We start from the raw sequence: 16,149 nt of genomic DNA on the forward strand, positions 1-16,149 counted from the left end.
AATTAGGTATCCTCACTTAATGTTTTAACGTTACTTACGTTTATTCTTAGAAAAGTTGTCTCTTACAAAATTCCTCAGGTTGACTTGCACCAAACGTCAACTCTCTTATTTCTGAAATTTTCTTCTGACTTTCGAATAATAATATTAATGATTTATGAGTAGAATTATATTTAATAAAATATAAACTGTCAAGGAAGCTTTTAACAAATTCTCGAATTAATTTTTTCTTTTAATTCGTCTGCCTTTTTAGTAAGCCCTGAGTCAATAATATAGTTAAGAGCATATTTTGCGCCCTTGTCCATACCTTGACAGCCTCCAAGAAATACAAGGTCATCTTCTTTTGCACATTTTAAAATACTTATTACGCTTTCCTCTAAGTTTTCAAATAGTTTAAAGTTAATATTGTTTTTTTTCATAACTTTTTCAAAAACTTCCAGTTCCTCTTTAGAAACTTCGTCTTTCCAAGTTACTGTTTCCTTTGATAAGCTGGCATAAAAATTTTTCGGTTTTAAAATTTTAAACCATTCCACGATTTTTTCAGCATTTTCTTCGTTTAAATGAACTCCCCTATTGCCCCTTATGGCATATAAAAAATGCAGATTTTTATATTTCATCTTAGAAAGGGTTTCAAGACTTACATCTATATTTCTCACATTGGCAAAGTGATCGTCAATAATTTTAAATTTTTCATCATAAATCATTTCAAATCTTCTTTCAACCCCTTTAAAATTTTCCAAGCCTTTTATTATAATCTTAATGTCAATTCTATTAACAAGACCTACAATAATTGCAACTACTGCATTCATAACTGATGAGTATCCGGCAACATTAAGATCAATTTCAAATTTTTGTTTTTTTATTGTAAAGTCTTTTAACTTTATATCCCTATTTACATAAAAAGTAAATTTTCCCATCCCACTTGATAAGTCAAGATTTCCTATGGAAAAATCATATTCATAATTTTCTTCTTTAAGAGAATATGTTAAAACTTTTGCCCTTGTTTTTTCTTTTAAGACTCCTATTAAATCAAAGTCCATATTTAAAATTGCAATAGCATGTTCAGGAGCAAATCTTATAAGTCTTGATTTAACTTCATAATATCTTTCAAAACTTCCATGTTGATCTATATGTTCGCGGGATAAGTTGTTAAAAGTTACTATGTCAAAATCAACATTATCAACTCTATGAAGTTCGTCTGCTGAAGATGAAACTTCCATTACAACTTTTTCTATACCCTTTTCTACCATATCTCTAAAATAAAATTGCAAATCTTTGCTTTCTGGTGTTGTAAGTATGGATGGAATAATTGTATCTGCATATTTTGTATAAACAGTTCCTGAAATTCCCGTTTTAAACTTAGCTTCTTTAAAGATGGATTCAATCATAAAGGCTGTTGTAGTTTTTCCATTTGTTGCAGTAACTCCAACTATGTTAAGTTCTTTTGAAGGGTCTCCATAAAAGTTGGAAGCAATTTTTGCAAGGGCTATTCTGGAATTTTTTACTTTTATTTGAGGAGCTTCTATATCTTGAAAATCTTCAACAACTATTGCGACTGCTCCTTTTTCCAAAGCTTTTTTTATATATTTATGTCCATCTGTTTTATAGCCTTTAATGGCAACAAATAGGGAATCTTTTTTTACCTTATCAGTATGATATTCAACTGTACTTATTTCCAAATCTTCTTTTAAATTTTTTGAATCTAAAATTTCTAAAGATTTTAAAAGTTCTTTAAGTTTCATCTCTTCACCTCTTTTGTTTATTATACATTATTAAATATTTTTACAAAAAATTTTTTTGTAAAATCTTCTTTTTTTCAATAATTTCATCAATTCTCGTCATATATTCTTTTATGTCTTTAAAGTTAATAAATTTTTCAAATCTGTCTTCTTCAAAATTTAAAAATTTAGAGGAAGCACACATTCCAAAACCTAAAATGGACTCCTTTTCTTCTATCATTACAACGTTATAGATACTTGGAAAACCTCCAAGGGTCCACCCAATGTTCTGACCATCCATTAAAATTCTCTTTTGCCTGTACATATAATAGGGTTTATAAAAATTTTTAAGCATAATATTTCCTATTTCATCAAAGGTTATATTTAAATTTTTTTCAAAAAATTCTTCTTTCATAAGTTCAGATCCTCTTTTTAAGGCAAGGGTGTGAATTGTAATGTTTTGTGGTTTTAATTCTAAAACTTTATTTAAAGAATTTATAATCATTTCATGGCTTTCAAAAGGAAGACCTATTATTAAGTCCATGTTTACAATAAAATTATAATTTTTTGTAAGTTCATAGGCTTTTATTATATCTTGACTTGTATGATTTCTTCCTATATTTTTTAAAGTTTCATCATTCATTGTCTGTGGATTTATTGAAATTCTATTAACTCCAAAATCTTTTAAAGTTCTTAAAATTTCATCATCAATAGTTTCAGGTCTTCCACATTCAACTGTAAATTCATAGGGTTCTAAAAAAGACTCTTTTAAAACCTCTAATATCAGTTTTAAATTTTCCTTTCCAATTGCACTGGGAGTGCCACCTCCTATATAGATGGAGTGAGGTCTTTCTTTTTTATTTGAAAAAGCTTTAATTTCTTTAATTAAAAATTTTACATAATTTTTTATAAGTTCATTGTTTTTATTTACTAGGGTTTTAAAGGAGCAATACTTGCAAATTGATGGGCAAAAGGGAATGTGGACATAAATAGAAAATTTATTTTTGCCCTCTTTTAAAATTTCCATTTCATTTTTCCCTACCATACTTATCATTTCAATGGCTTCATCGCTTAAAAGATAGTCTTCTTTTAAAATTTTTTTTGCTTCATCAAAGTCAAAATTTTCTAAAAGTTTTAAAAACTTTTTTGTGGGCCTCATGCCTGTAAGAGTTCCGAAATTAATTTTATTTTCTAATTTTTCTTTTAGAATTAATAAAATTTCTTTTTTTACTTTATTTTTGTCTAAATTTTCAATGTTTATCTTATATTTTTTATTATCAAGTTCAATAGTTAATATGTTTTTTTCTAAATTTGCACTTATATCTTTTTCCTTTTCTCTTGATGGAAAATAAATTCTTAAAAGTTCAAAAATTTCATGACTTAGATCCTGATCTTTAATATTTATTTTTATCATATTTCTCCTTAAAAAAACCTGAGACTATTTTGTCTCAGGTGATCTTTTTATATATACAATAAGCCCTAGTAGTATAATAACTAAACTTACAAGCTGGCTTATTCTAAATTGTCCTAAATATAAGGAATCCGTTCTAAGACCTTCTATAAAAAATCTTGCTATTCCATAAACTATCAAATAAGTTGCAAATATTTGTCCTTGAAATTTTTTATTTTTGCTTAAATAGAAAAATAAAAACAAAGATAAGCTTATATCAACTAAGGATTCATACAAAAATGTGGGATGAACTTTTACTCCGTCTACCATTATTGCCCAGGGTAAATTAGTTGGTCCTCCATGGGCTTCTCCATTTATAAAATTTCCCCATCTGCCCAAGCCCTGTGCAAAAACAAGTCCTGGAACAAGGCAATCTAAAAAAGTTTTAAATTTAATATTTCTTTTTTTGCAGAAGAAGTAGGCAATTATAAATCCACTTATAATTCCTCCATAAATGGCAAGTCCACCTTCTCTTATGGCAAAAATTTTTCCTAAATTTTGTCTATAATAATCCCATTCAAAAATTACATAATATAATCTTGCTCCTATAATTGAAGGTATAAGGGCAATTATTAAAAAATCTGATGCGGAATTTTTCGTTAGTCCCTCTCTTTCTACTAACTTATCTCCTATAAAAACTCCTATAAAAGCTCCAAGGGCAATTAAAATTCCATACCACATTACATTGAAGCCAAATATGCTAAATGCTACTGGATTCATCTAAGCTTTAATTCCTTTATAATTTCTATTCCAGCACTTACTCCAAGTCTGTCTGCACCATTTTTTATCATTTCTTCAGCTGTTTTTAAATCTCTTATTCCGCCTGATGCTTTAACTTTAAGACCTCCAGCATTTTCTTTCATAAGCTTTACATCTTGAACCTTTGCTCCTGCAGTTGAAAAACCTGTTGAAGTTTTTACAAAATCTGCACCGGCTTCTTTTGCCAACTTACAAGCTTTAATTTTTTCATCTTCACTTAAAAGGCAAGTTTCAATAATAACTTTTACTATTTTTCCCTTTGCTGCTTTTACAACTTCTTCAATATCTCTTTTTACATCTTCATAAAGACCGGATTTAAGTTTTCCTATATTTATTACCATATCAACTTCATCGGCACCGTCTTTTATAGCTTCTTCAGTTTCATAAAATTTTGTATTTGTTGAGTTTGCACCAAGGGGAAAACCAATAACAGTACATACCGATACTTCAGATCCATTTAAAATTTCATGGCACTTTGCTACCCAACAAGGATTTATACAAACTGACTTAAAATTATATTCCAAGGCTTCTTTACATAAGTTTTCAATTTGTTTTTCTGTTGATTCTGGTTTTAAAAGTGTATGGTCTATCATTCTGTTAAGTTCCACTTATATTTCCTCCGGCATGTCCCAATTTGTATAAACATCTTGAACGTCATCATTATCTTCAAGGGTGTCTATTAATTTTTCCATCTTTTTAATATCTTCCGGATCTTCAAGTTTTACATAGTTTTGCGGTAAGAAAGTTATGTCTGATTGGGAAAATTCATAATTTAAATCTTCAAGACCCTTTTTTATATCAAGATAAGCTTCAGGACTTGTAATTATTTCATAAGCATCATCATATTCAGTAACATCATCTGCTCCCAGTTCCAAAGCACTCATCATAAGTTCATCATAATCAAGGCCTGAATTTTTTTCTATTTCTATTATCCCTCTTCTATCAAACATAAATGATACGCTGCCTGGTGTTCCTAAATTTCCACCGTTTTTATCAAAGGCATGGCGAACATCCGGTGCAGTTCTGTTTCTATTATCCGTTAGACATTGAACAAGTACTGCGATTCCTGATGGACCGTAACCTTCATAAGTTATTTCTTCAAAGCTGTCGCTTCCAAGTTCTCCTGATCCTTTTTTTATTGCACGTTCTATGTTGTCATTGGGCATATTTTCAGCTTTAGCTTTATCTATAGCAACTTTAAGTGAAGGATTGTAATCAGGATCCGGTCCGCCTTCTCTTGCGGCAACCATTATATATCTTCCTAATTTTGTAAAGATTTTACCTCTTTTTGCATCTTCTTTACCCTTTTTATTTTTTATATTGTTCCATTTGGAATGTCCTGACATAATATTTTCCTTTCATTTTTAATTTATTTACAATAGTGTATTTTATCATAAATCTAACTAATTTAAAAGAATTAAGAAATCTTATAAATTATACAAACTTAATTTTAAAAAACTCCAAGAAATTAATCTTGAAGTTTTATTTTTATTTCATTGTTGCTATTACTTCCGTCCAAATATTATCATAAACTTTTACAAAATCACCTAAGTCTGTGTAGGCTTCAAGGGGAGGTAAATTTTTAATGTCCGGGTATGCAACATAAGAATCTGTTATTTCTTTTGGCAAAAGGTTTTTAACTTCAGCAACAGGAGACGTGTATCCTTCACACCAAGCTGCATTTATAGATGCAATTTCTGGCTTTAGCATATAGTTTATAAATTCTTCCGCAGCTTTTTTATTGTGGGCTTTTTTAGGTATACACCAAGCATCAGTCCAAATGTTAGTTCCTTCTTTGGGAAATATATATTTTAAATCAGGATTTTGATTCATCATCAAAAGAGCATCCCCTGAATACATTACACAAAGTCCTGCTTCGCCTTGCACCATCATGTCTCTTGCATCATCTGTAAGGTATGCATATACAAGTGGCTTTTGTTTTATCAGAGCCTCTTTAGCAGCCTCTAATTCCTTTAAATTTTTCGAGTTCATAGAATAGCCCAAATATTTAAGTGCAATGGCTATAGAGTCCCTCTGTGAGTTGTACATAATGATTTTTCCTTTGTACTTAGGGTTCCAAAAATCACTCCAAGAATCAATTTTATCTTTTATTATTGAGGTGTTTTGAATTATTCCCATTGTGCCCCAAAAGTATGGAACAGTATATAAATTTTCCTTATCATAAGCAGGATTTAAAAGAGATTTTTCAACTCCCTTCATGTTGGGAATGTTTTTATAGTCAATTTTTGCCAGTCTATCTTCTTTAATTAGCCTTTCAATCATATAGTCTGATGGGCAAATCAAATCATAGGCATCATCTTTTTGAACAAGTTTTACATACAAATCTTCATTGGAATTAAAAGTATCATAGACAACTTTTATGCCGCTATCTCTTTCAAACATTTTAAGAGTTATAGGATCAATATAAGAGCCTGCGTTATAAACATTTAAAACTCCAGATGAGTCTGATTGATTATTTTTTTTACATGAAGTTAAAAATACAATTATTAAAAGTAAAAATATATTTAAAGTAACTATTTTATTGACCTTCATATAACATCCTCTTTTCTTTTTGCTCACTCCTTTTATTTATAACAAGTAAAAGTATTAAAAGTAGAGCAAACATCAAAGTTGAAAGGGCGTTTATAGAAGGATTTATTCCCTTTCTTGCCATAGAATAAATTGTCATTGATAAGTTTGAAACACCGTGGCCTGTATTGAAAAATGAAACTACAAAATCATCTAAAGAAAGAGTAAATGCCATCAAAGCACCCGTAACTATTCCAGGCTTTATTTGCGGTATAACAACTTTTTTCAGGGCATACATAGGCGTTGCTCCAAGATCAAGAGCAGCTTCAAGCATGTTTTGATCCATGCTTTGAAGTTTGGGTAAAATTGATAAAATAACATAAGGCAGGCAAAATACAATGTGGGAAATTGTCATAGTAAGGTATCCTAAGTTTAAACCTAAAACTCCGAAAAGTCCCATAAGTGAAATTGCAGTAACAATATCTGGATTTAAAACAGGAAGATAATTTATTTCCAATATAGCTTTTTTTCTTGCCCCTCTTAATTCATGAATACCTAAAGCTGCAAGTGTGCCTACAACTGTTGAAATTAAAGTTGCAATTATTGCAACACTTATTGTAGTCCAAAGTGATTGTAAAATTAATTCATCTCCTATTAATTCTCTATACCATCTCATTGTAAAGCCTTTCCAAGATCCCCTTAATTTTGAGTCGTTAAAAGAAAATACAATTAATACAACTATTGGTGCATACAAAAATATATAAACAAGATAAGTCCAAATTTTTCCGAAAAGTTTTTTTACCATGCTCCACTCTCCTTGTCATTTGAAAGTTTTTTGTTAAATAATTTAGGAAGCTCTAAAATTGCTAACATAATTGTTATTAAAATTACTGAAACTGCCGAGCCAAAAGGCCAATTGCCCGTAAAAGTGTATTGTTGTTCAATTAAATTCCCAATTAAATAAAATTTATTTCCGCCAAGTAAGTTTGGAATTACAAAAGATGAAATGGCTGGAATAAAAACCATTGTGATTCCTGTATAAACTCCAGGAAGAGAAAGAGGAAATATAACTTTTCTAAACACTTGTGAATCAGTTGCCCCTAAATCTTTTGCAGCTTCAATTAAAGATGTATCCATTTTTACAAGGGCCGAGTAAATGGGCAGTACCATAAAGGGCAAAAAATTGTAAATCATACCAAGCATTATTGCTGTCATATTGTACATAATATTTAAGGGCCCAATTCCAAAAATTCCTAAAAATTTATTTATAAGTCCATTTGTTCCAAGAAGAGTAAGCCAAGCGTAAGTTCTAAGTAGAAAATTCATCCACATAGGAACTACAAAAAGCAAAATCATATTGTTTCTCTTTCTCTCTTCAAGCTTTGAAATATAATAGGCGCAGGGGTAGCCTACTAAAAGGCAAAAAATTGTAGAAATTGCAGCAACTCCTAAGGACACTAACAAAATTTTTATATAAATAGGCTCAAAAAATCTTTGGAAATTTCCCAAAGAAAAAACATAATCTTTTAAGCCCATAGCTTCTCTCCCATTAAAGGAATAGATTACAATTATAAAAAGAGGTGTAAGGACAAACATTAAAAGCCAAACTGCATAAATTTGAGAAAATTTTTTCATCTTAAACCTCTTTTCTCATAACGTGAATTAAGTCCGGTTCAATATTTATTCCTACATCTGAGCCGACTTTTTTTTCAACTGTGGATTGAACAAGATAAATTTCCCCGTTTACATCAACAGTCATCTCATAGTGAACTCCTTTAAAGACTGCAGACAATACTTTGCCATTTAACATTCCCTTATTATTGGTAAGCTCCACATCTTCAGGTCTTATAACAACTTCAACTCTTTCGTCTTTTTTAAATCCTTTGTCAACGCAAGTAAAAATATTATTTGAAAATTCCACCTTATAATCTTCGTGCATAATTGCTGGTAAAATATTACTTTCACCGATGAAATCAGCAACAAAAGAATTTTTCGGCTCATTATAAATATCGATAGGAGAACCTATTTGTTGAATTTCTCCATCTTTTAAAACAACAACTGTATCACTCATAGTAAGAGCTTCTTCCTGATCGTGAGTTACAAATATAAAAGTTATACCTACGGATTGTTGAATTTTTTTAAGCTCAACTTGCATTTTTTGTCTTATTTTTAAATCAAGAGCTCCCAAGGGCTCGTCAAGAAGCAAAACTTTAGGCTGATTTACAAGAGCTCTTGCAATAGCGACTCTTTGTTGCTGTCCTCCAGAAAGGGAGTCTATAGTTCTTTTTTCAAAACCGTCAAGACTTACAATAGAAAGAGATTCCTTAACCCTATTAGTAATTTCAAAATTATCTAATTTTTTTATTTTTAAACCGAAAGCAATATTTTCAAAAACATTCATATGTGGAAAAAGGGCATATTTTTGAAACACTGTATTTATTTCTCTTTTATATGGGGGAAGATCCGTAATATCCTCTCCATTAAAAATTACTTGTCCATCATCAGGATTTTCAAAACCCCCTATAATTCTTAAAAGAGTAGTCTTGCCACAGCCTGAAGGTCCAAGTAAAGTTACAAATTCATTTGATTTTACACTTAAACTTATGTCATTCAAAATTAAATTATCGGAAAAAGATTTTTTAATTGATTTAATTTCTAAAATATTATTTGTCATGTTTCCCCCTAAAAATTCGGCGGAGATGCTATCCAGATTACTTTTGCATCTGTTTTTGCCGTATTTTTTATATAGTGATTTTTTTTTGCAGTAAAATAAAAAGTTTCTTTAGATTTTAACTTTTGAATATTTTCTCCAAATACAAGCTCTATATTTCCTCTTAAAACATATCCCATTACCTGACCTTCAAAAGGAGGAATTTCTTCACTTCTTCCACCTGGTTTAATTGTTATTAAAGTTGGCTCAATTAAATTTTTTTGTGCATTTGGTACAATCCACTGTAAATTATATTTAAGCTCATCATTTTCATTTTCAAAATAATCTTCTTCTTTAAAAACAATTTTTTCTTCCATATCTGAAAAAAATTCGTTTGGACTTGTTCCCAGAGCTTCAAGTATGTCAATAAGAGTGGCAACACTTGGTGAAGTTAGATTTCTTTCAACTTGAGAAATAAATCCCTTTGTCAGCTCGCTTCTGTTGGCAAGTTCTTCTTGGGTTAAATTTTGAGAAATTCTTAAAAATTTTAATTTATTTCCTATATCCATTTTTTCGCCTCATATATTAAACTTTAAGTTCGATTTATTAAATTTATTATTGCAAAATTGTTTTTTTATGTCAACTATTAAATAAAAAATTTAATATATTTTACAAAAAATCAAAAAAATTGTTAAGTTTTAATTATTTTGCTACAATTGAATAAATAAATGAATTTTGGAGAAATATTTTGAAAAGAAAAATTAATTTTGATTTAATGAGGGTTTTTCTTGCCTTTTTAGTTGTTGTTTTACATACAAGTGCTTTTTTTTGGCCACTTGAAAACTTTTCAGATAATAATTTTTTGTATTTGTCTTTTATAAACAGCTTTACTCGTGCAAGTGTTCCTGTTTTTTTAATGCTTAGTGGATATTTTCTTCTTTCAAGGGAAGAAAATCTTACTTATATTTTAAAAAAATCTTTGCACATATATATTCTCTTTATAATTTGGTCTATTTTCTATACTTTTCCTGCAATTTTAAGAGATTTTTCTTTTAAAAATTTTATAAATTTATTTTTATCATCGAACTATCACCTTTGGTACCTTATGGCTGCTGTCTGGTGCTATTTGTTATCCCCTTTTTTATATGGATTAAAAAAATTACCTGAAAAATATTTTAACTATATGATTGTCTTTATGATTTTATTTGGTCCTATTTCTTACAGTCTTTCAAATTTTATAAATATTTTAAATCATCCGACTCTATATAATTTATATTCGACTTTAAAAATTTATTTTTTCGGAAATATAATTATTTATTTTGCCTCAGGTTATTTTTTAAAAAAGGATTTTAACAAAATATTTGATTTTATTTTAAAAAATAATTTAATTTTATTTTTAATTTTTGTATGCGTTTCAATTTTTAACGGATTTTTAACTTTTCATTTCAGCAAAGTTGAAAATTCTCCTATTATGATTTTTTTTGATAATTTTAATATTATTGTTTTTCTACAATCTTTTATAATATTTTTATTTTTTAAAAATATTAATTTTTCTTCCATTAAAAAAAGCACCGAAAAAATTATTTTAATTTTTTCAAAGTGCTCTTTTGGCATTTATTTAATACATCCTTTTATCCTTAGATATTTGGGACCTTTATTCTTAGAAAAAAATCCCATATCTTCGACTTTTATTTTGTCTTTTATAATTTTCATCTTATCTTTTGTTTTTTCTTTTATAGTTTTGAAAATGCCTTTTGCTAAAAAGCTTGTCAGTTAATTTTAATTTAAAAAATCATATTTAAAATTACAAGGCCGATAAAGTTTGCAATGTAAAAATAAAATTTTCTAATTTTGTGATGAAAGACTATCATGCCTGCAAATCCACCTAAAGCTCCTCCGCATACTCCTAAGGTTAATAAAAAAAATTCAGAAACTCTCCATCCACTAATTTTTGCTTTAAATTTATCATAACCGTAGGCAGCAAAAGTTATTATATTTATTACCACAACTATATAAAACATTATTTCTTTTAAAAAATTCATATTTCTTCAATTGCTCCAATTACATCTTCTTTTTTTATTCTTAAAATTTCATGATCTCCAGATAAAACAATCCTTGATGCCTGTTTTATTTTTATTCTTTCAAAAAAGCTTCTGACATTTCTTGCGTTACCGAAATTTTTGCCCTTATTTCTTGTAATATCTCTTAAATATTGGCAAGCTATTTGTCTTGCATCTTCATCAATACTTCTATTTTCATTTTTTACATAGGATTCAAAAATTTCTATCATTTCGTCTTCTGTATAGTCTTCAAATTCTATTATTTTTTTAATTCTACTTCTAAGACCTGAGTTTAAATTTATTAAATCATTCATTTCTTTTGTGTAGCCTGCCATAATCACAACAAATTTATCTCTGTTGTCTTCCATTTCCTTTATTAAGGTGTCTATGGCTTCTTTTCCAAAATCATTTTCTCCACCTCTTGCAAGAGAATATGCTTCATCAATAAATAAAACTCCACCATAAGCTTTTCTTATGACATCTAATGTCTTTGGAGCAGTTTGTCCTATATATTCTCCAACTAAGCTGCTTCTATCTGCAACAACAAAATTTGTTGAAGAAACAACTCCTAAGTTTTTATAAATTTTACCTAAGATTCTTGCTACTGTAGTTTTTCCCGTTCCTGGATTACCAGTAAAGATTAAATGATTACTTGTTGATGCAACTTTTTGCCCTAATTCTTTTAACTTTTCGTTATAAATATAAGTATTTTTTATTTCTTCCACTTCTTGCTTTACTTTTGACAGACCTATAAGAGAGTTAAGCTCAACTAAACAAGAATCTAAATCTTGTTCTTCCAAAGAAGTTACATCAACTCTAAAATCAATGGCATCAAGAGTAGTGAGTTCTTCTTTTGAAACGGATTTTCTTCCTATTCTTAGAGCTCTTTCTTTAATTGCATCTTCAATAATATTTCTTACAGATCTGGCATTTGCAAAAAATTGATTGTCTTTAACTTCATTTATTCTTTTCATAAAGGCCTTTTTGCCATTTTCTGTTAAATTATATTTAGAACCTTTAGCAGTAAATTCCGCTATTTGTAAAAGTTCATCATCATTATAATCTTCGAAAACTATTTCATTTGTTATACGACTTTTTAAACCAGGATTTTTTTTCATAAGCTCATGCATTTCATCAGTATAACCTGCAAGAACAACTATTAATTTATCTCTGTTGTCTTCCATCTCCTTTACAAGAGTATCTATAGCTTCACTTCCAAAGTCATTTTCTCCACCTCTTGCAAGGGAATAAGCCTCATCAATAAATAAAATACCGCCCATAGCTTCATCTATTTTTTCTTTAGTCAAAGCCGCAGTTTGTCCCACATATCCTGCTACTAAATCTGATCTGCCTACAACTGTAACCTTGTTCGTTTCTAATATCCCTAAATCTTTAAAAATATCTCCCAACAAATTTGCAACTGTAGTTTTTCCTGTTCCAGGATTACCATAAAAGGCAAAATGGTTTGATTTTTTATTGTCATCAACTATTCCTTGAGCTGCACGATTTTTGTTATATTCAATAGTGCTTACAATTTTTTGCACTTCTCTTTTTACACTTCCAAGGCCTATTAAAGCATTTAATTTATTTAAACTTTTTTCAAGACTATCCTTTGAATCTTCTTCTATTATTTTTTTTGACTTAGAAAGTTGTAAATATTTATTTGCAATATCACCTAAGGGTCCGTTTCCTTGCTTTAAAAGAGTTTTTCTTGCAAGTTTTCTTAATTTATCTAATTCATTTACCCTATAATAAACTTCCATTTTTTCTTCAAAAAATTCCTCATCAGAAAAGGAACCTATAATTTCAAGGGCATCATAGTATTTGTTATTTGCAAGTAAATATAATAAATTAACTTTTTTTGACGAACTTGTATCCGGGAAAAATTTATCTACCTCTCTTTTTATTTCTTCAAGATATTTATAATCATTTTGCTTGTAAGCAATTTCTCCTAAAAGTTCATAATATTTTGCATTTTTATAAGAGGAATCTTGCAATATTTTTTGAGCATTTACATAGTCTTTATGATAAATATAAGCCTGAGCCAAATAATTATCTGCTTCTAAAAAATCTTTATTTTTTTCTTTTACTTCATTTATAAATTTTAAAGTAGAGTCCAAATTATTAGAATTAATTCTAAGCTCAATTTGTCTCTTAAGATCTTGGGTATTTTCATTAAAATCCATCTTTTCCCTACTTATTCATTATTTTTTACTTTATTTTTAATTTCTTGTGCAGTTGTCTTTGCTTTGCCATAAGAAAATAAAAGTTTTCTCCTATAACTTTCTTTATAAGGGTCCTTTCCATTTACAATGTCCGCATTTATTCTGTATCCCTTTGCGAACATAGAAGCTATAGGTAATACAAAAATAAAATAAAATGCTATAAGGTCTATTATGCTAATTATAGGTGAACTTAAAAACTTAGGTAATATTGTTCCTAAAATTCCATATACAACTTTGCTTAAGAAATAATATATAACACCTGAAATGCCCATCCTAATAATAACACTTACAAATGAATAAGGAATAAAACTATTATCCAAAGATTTTTTTACAGCTTCATATTTTTCGTTGAAAAATTCACTGGTATAATATTTTTTTCCTTCATCAAAAAGAGCCATATATTTTTTAGCATCTTCCATATTGATTGCTTGCCACTTTTGTTCGTGTCTTACAAGATATTTTATTTCCGCAAGTCTATAATAAGCAATGGCAAGAGGATATTTAAAACGAGAATCGTGTTCTACCCTGTCTTTTGCTAGGTCTATTGTCTTTTCATGTTCATTTAAATAATTTAAATAAAGGCACTCAAGAAAAATAGTATCATCAGAGTTTGGATTGAGCCTTTTTATATTATTTACCAAATACTCTACAATTTTTTTGTCCCTGTCTACAAAAAGACTTGCCCTATCTAAAAGTCCATATAAATACAAATAGTTAATTTCATAATTATTTGGATTTAACTCCATAATCCTATTATAGGTCTTAAATAAGATGTCTTGATTTACATTATTTTCAGCTTGTATTTTACTTAAAGCAATCCATGCAGGCTCATAGTTCGGAGCTTGAGAAGCAATGTTTTGAGCAAGAGACAAAGCTTTATTTTTATCCATATTAACAAGTTCATAAGCCTGTTTTATGGATTGGTCTATTGATAAATTTCCACCTTTGTTTTGAGTGTTGCTTTGTGTATTTTGTCTTCCTTGATTATTATTTTTTGCTTTGTTTAACTCTATATTAAGTTGGTTAATATAGGCATTTTTACTTTCTTCGGTTTCAAAAACCTTTATAGCTTCACTTACATTTTTAATATTTAGCTCCGCTTCCTGTCTTATTTCAAGTTTCGGATGGGTAGCACGACTTGTCCATTTTCTTAATTCTTTGTTTAAAATTCCCTTTATTTCTTCTAAAGAAGCATCTTGGGGTAGATTATAAATACTAAAATAATTTTTCATTTTTCACCTATTGTACATCAATATTTGATATTCTATTTGTTTTTTCCACAACTTCTTCTTTGGTTAAATTTGAATCTCTTTTAAGTTCAAAAGCATCTATCATTGTATCTGTAAAAGCATCCCATACTTTTAATTTTATAAGTCCGTCCTTATCATAGGATAAGAAAAATTTCATTTCAGATCCCTTAGGCCTTTGACCTGCAGGAAGCTTAATCTTAGTTTCACCTATAATGTTTACATACTTTAAATCTTCTTCATCGCCTTCGCAAACTTTTAAAGTAACTAGATTTTGATTTTCAACCAAAGTATAAAATGATCTTGTTGCATCAGTGGGAATAGGGGTGTTTTTCTCAATCATAATATAATTTCTCTCCACTCCATTGTCCATTGCTGAAAATCCAATGCCATGAGAGTTTACATCAATTATCTTTATTCCTTGCAAATCTTGATTTAAATCTTTTTTATCGTCAAGAAATTTTCCTTGGTATGCTGCTCCTATGGCAACAACTTCATCAGGATTTAATTCAAGAGAAGGTTTTTTATGAGTAACTTCTTCAATTCTATCTCTAACGAGCTTTATCCTTGAAGAACCACCTACTAAAATAGTTTTATCTATATCTGACCAATTTAATCCGGCATCTTCTAAGGTAAATTTCACCATGTCTATTGTCTGCTCAATAAGTCCTCTTATTAAACTGTTAAAAAGTTCCTGAGTAATTTCAACCTTATCTCTTATTCCAGAAGCATTAACTACAATACTTGTCTTTTGTTTATTAGATAAAGATTTCTTTGCTTCTTCAACTTTTTCTCTCAAATCTTCCATGGCGTAAACATCATCAAATAAATCAATTCCATGCTTGTTTTCTATGTACTCAAGGACATAATTTAAAAGAGCATTGTCAAAATCAAAGCCACCTAAATTTCTATTTCCATTTGTTGCAAGCACTTTTAATTCTTTGTTGTTTATTTCCATGACAACAACATCAAAAGTTCCGCCACCCAAATCATAAATCATGATTCTTTGTTTTTCATTGTTTTGTTCTAAACCATAAGCAAGAGCTGCAGCAGTTGGCTCGTTAATAATTTTAAGAACATTTAAGCCTGCAATGTTTCCCGCATCTTGGGTTGCCTTTCTTTGTGCATCAGTAAAATATGCAGGAACAGTTATTACCGCACCGGTTACTTCTTCTCCTAAATATCCTTCCGCTTGTTTTTTTAATTTTTTTAATATGATTGCTGAAAGTTCTTCCGGTGAAAAGAGTTCTCCATCTTTTCTTGCAAATTTAAAATCCTTATCTCCAATTTTTCTTTTAATATATTGAATGGTATCTTCAGGTGCAATAATAGCTTCATTTTTTGCTTCCGTTCCTACAATAGGATTGTCGTCTTCAAAATAAATAACAGAGGGGGTAACACGGCCTCCTTCGCTGTTAGGTATAATTTGCGGATTGTTATCCTTGTCTATAAATGCAACAGCTGAATTAGTTGTTCCTAAATCTATTCCTATTATCATGAATAACCTCCTTAAT

15 protein-coding genes are annotated in these 16,149 nt (G+C 29.2%); 1 reads left to right on the plus strand and 14 read right to left on the minus strand.

Going from position 1 to position 16,149, the window contains the following annotated elements:
• Positions 1–200: 200 nt before the first annotated feature.
• From J2S72_RS06415 to J2S72_RS06460, 10 genes are all read right to left on the minus strand, one after another.
• Complete coding sequence (locus tag J2S72_RS06415; protein WP_307495201.1) at positions 201–1,739, minus strand: Mur ligase family protein; 1,539 nt, start codon at positions 1,737–1,739, stop codon at positions 201–203.
• 40 nt (positions 1,740–1,779) lie between these two features.
• Positions 1,780–3,129, minus strand: coding sequence for a coproporphyrinogen dehydrogenase HemZ (gene hemZ / locus J2S72_RS06420; protein WP_307495202.1), 1,350 nt, complete (start codon positions 3,127–3,129; stop codon positions 1,780–1,782).
• A gap of 24 nt (positions 3,130–3,153) precedes the next feature.
• The gene (gene lgt / locus J2S72_RS06425) at positions 3,154–3,885 is read right to left on the minus strand and encodes a prolipoprotein diacylglyceryl transferase (protein ID WP_307495203.1); all 732 of its coding nucleotides are present in this window, start codon (positions 3,883–3,885) and stop codon (positions 3,154–3,156) included.
• Positions 3,882–4,532, minus strand: coding sequence for a deoxyribose-phosphate aldolase (deoC, locus tag J2S72_RS06430; protein WP_307495204.1), 651 nt, complete (start codon positions 4,530–4,532; stop codon positions 3,882–3,884). Before deoC ends, lgt begins: the two co-directional genes overlap by 4 nt.
• Positions 4,533–5,270 (minus strand): YebC/PmpR family DNA-binding transcriptional regulator, encoded by a 738-nt coding sequence (locus J2S72_RS06435; RefSeq protein ID WP_307495205.1) that lies wholly within the window; start codon positions 5,268–5,270, stop codon positions 4,533–4,535. It lies immediately after the preceding gene.
• A gap of 142 nt (positions 5,271–5,412) precedes the next feature.
• A complete protein-coding gene (locus J2S72_RS06440) occupies positions 5,413–6,477 on the minus strand; it encodes an ABC transporter substrate-binding protein (protein ID WP_307495206.1) in 1,065 nt (354 codons plus the stop codon).
• The gene (locus J2S72_RS06445; protein WP_023056490.1) at positions 6,464–7,258 is read right to left on the minus strand and encodes an ABC transporter permease; all 795 of its coding nucleotides are present in this window, start codon (positions 7,256–7,258) and stop codon (positions 6,464–6,466) included. Before J2S72_RS06445 ends, J2S72_RS06440 begins: the two co-directional genes overlap by 14 nt.
• Positions 7,252–8,088, minus strand: a complete 837-nt coding sequence (locus J2S72_RS06450; protein WP_023056486.1) for an ABC transporter permease — start codon at positions 8,086–8,088, stop codon at positions 7,252–7,254. The genes J2S72_RS06445 and J2S72_RS06450 overlap by 7 nt, the downstream gene beginning before the upstream one ends.
• A 1-nt stretch (position 8,089) precedes the next feature.
• Positions 8,090–9,127 carry a spermidine/putrescine ABC transporter ATP-binding protein gene (potA, locus tag J2S72_RS06455; protein ID WP_023056506.1) on the minus strand — a complete coding sequence of 346 codons (1,038 nt, stop codon included), beginning with the start codon at positions 9,125–9,127 and terminating at the stop codon, positions 8,090–8,092.
• Between the two features lie 8 nt (positions 9,128–9,135).
• A complete protein-coding gene (locus tag J2S72_RS06460; RefSeq protein WP_023056536.1) occupies positions 9,136–9,672 on the minus strand; it encodes a helix-turn-helix domain-containing protein in 537 nt (178 codons plus the stop codon).
• 206 nt (positions 9,673–9,878) lie between these two features.
• On the opposite strand from J2S72_RS06460, the gene J2S72_RS08755 reads away from it, so the two are divergent.
• Positions 9,879–10,880 carry an acyltransferase gene (locus J2S72_RS08755; protein ID WP_370869447.1) on the plus strand — a complete coding sequence of 334 codons (1,002 nt, stop codon included), beginning with the start codon at positions 9,879–9,881 and terminating at the stop codon, positions 10,878–10,880.
• Between the two features lie 7 nt (positions 10,881–10,887).
• On the opposite strand, the gene J2S72_RS06465 is transcribed toward J2S72_RS08755, so the two are convergent.
• From J2S72_RS06465 to J2S72_RS06480, 4 genes are read right to left on the minus strand one after another with little or no spacing between them, the layout of a single operon-like run.
• A complete protein-coding gene (locus J2S72_RS06465) occupies positions 10,888–11,145 on the minus strand; it encodes a DUF1294 domain-containing protein (RefSeq protein WP_023056519.1) in 258 nt (85 codons plus the stop codon).
• Entirely contained in the window at positions 11,142–13,349 is a 2,208-nt protein-coding gene (locus J2S72_RS06470; RefSeq protein ID WP_307495207.1) for an AAA family ATPase, read from the minus strand. The genes J2S72_RS06465 and J2S72_RS06470 overlap by 4 nt, the downstream gene beginning before the upstream one ends.
• 11 nt (positions 13,350–13,360) lie before the next feature.
• Entirely contained in the window at positions 13,361–14,620 is a 1,260-nt protein-coding gene (locus tag J2S72_RS06475; protein WP_023056531.1) for a hypothetical protein, read from the minus strand.
• A 7-nt stretch (positions 14,621–14,627) separates the two neighbouring features.
• Positions 14,628–16,133 carry an Hsp70 family protein gene (locus J2S72_RS06480; RefSeq protein ID WP_023056558.1) on the minus strand — a complete coding sequence of 502 codons (1,506 nt, stop codon included), beginning with the start codon at positions 16,131–16,133 and terminating at the stop codon, positions 14,628–14,630.
• Between the last annotated feature and the right edge of the window lie 16 nt (positions 16,134–16,149).

It is taken from the genome of Peptoniphilus koenoeneniae (assembly GCF_030812875.1).
Taxonomy (GTDB): Bacteria; Bacillota; Clostridia; order Tissierellales; family Peptoniphilaceae; genus Peptoniphilus_B; species Peptoniphilus_B koenoeneniae.

Coding starts and splice junctions, on each gene's coding strand:
- J2S72_RS06470 (WP_307495207.1), bottom strand. CDS start 13,349: ATGGATTTTAATGAAAATACCCAAGATCTTAAGAGACAAATTGAGCTT.
- J2S72_RS06450 (WP_023056486.1), bottom strand. CDS start 8,088: ATGAAAAAATTTTCTCAAATTTATGCAGTTTGGCTTTTAATGTTTGTC.
- J2S72_RS06460 (WP_023056536.1), bottom strand. CDS start 9,672: ATGGATATAGGAAATAAATTAAAATTTTTAAGAATTTCTCAAAATTTA.
- J2S72_RS06435 (WP_307495205.1), bottom strand. CDS start 5,270: ATGTCAGGACATTCCAAATGGAACAATATAAAAAATAAAAAGGGTAAA.
- hemZ (WP_307495202.1), bottom strand. CDS start 3,129: ATGATAAAAATAAATATTAAAGATCAGGATCTAAGTCATGAAATTTTT.
- potA (WP_023056506.1), bottom strand. CDS start 9,127: ATGACAAATAATATTTTAGAAATTAAATCAATTAAAAAATCTTTTTCC.
- J2S72_RS06415 (WP_307495201.1), bottom strand. CDS start 1,739: ATGAAACTTAAAGAACTTTTAAAATCTTTAGAAATTTTAGATTCAAAA.
- J2S72_RS06480 (WP_023056558.1), bottom strand. CDS start 16,133: ATGATAATAGGAATAGATTTAGGAACAACTAATTCAGCTGTTGCATTT.
- J2S72_RS08755 (WP_370869447.1), top strand. CDS start 9,879: ATGAGGGTTTTTCTTGCCTTTTTAGTTGTTGTTTTACATACAAGTGCT.
- J2S72_RS06465 (WP_023056519.1), bottom strand. CDS start 11,145: ATGAATTTTTTAAAAGAAATAATGTTTTATATAGTTGTGGTAATAAAT.
- J2S72_RS06475 (WP_023056531.1), bottom strand. CDS start 14,620: ATGAAAAATTATTTTAGTATTTATAATCTACCCCAAGATGCTTCTTTA.
- J2S72_RS06445 (WP_023056490.1), bottom strand. CDS start 7,258: ATGGTAAAAAAACTTTTCGGAAAAATTTGGACTTATCTTGTTTATATA.
- lgt (WP_307495203.1), bottom strand. CDS start 3,885: ATGAATCCAGTAGCATTTAGCATATTTGGCTTCAATGTAATGTGGTAT.
- J2S72_RS06440 (WP_307495206.1), bottom strand. CDS start 6,477: ATGAAGGTCAATAAAATAGTTACTTTAAATATATTTTTACTTTTAATA.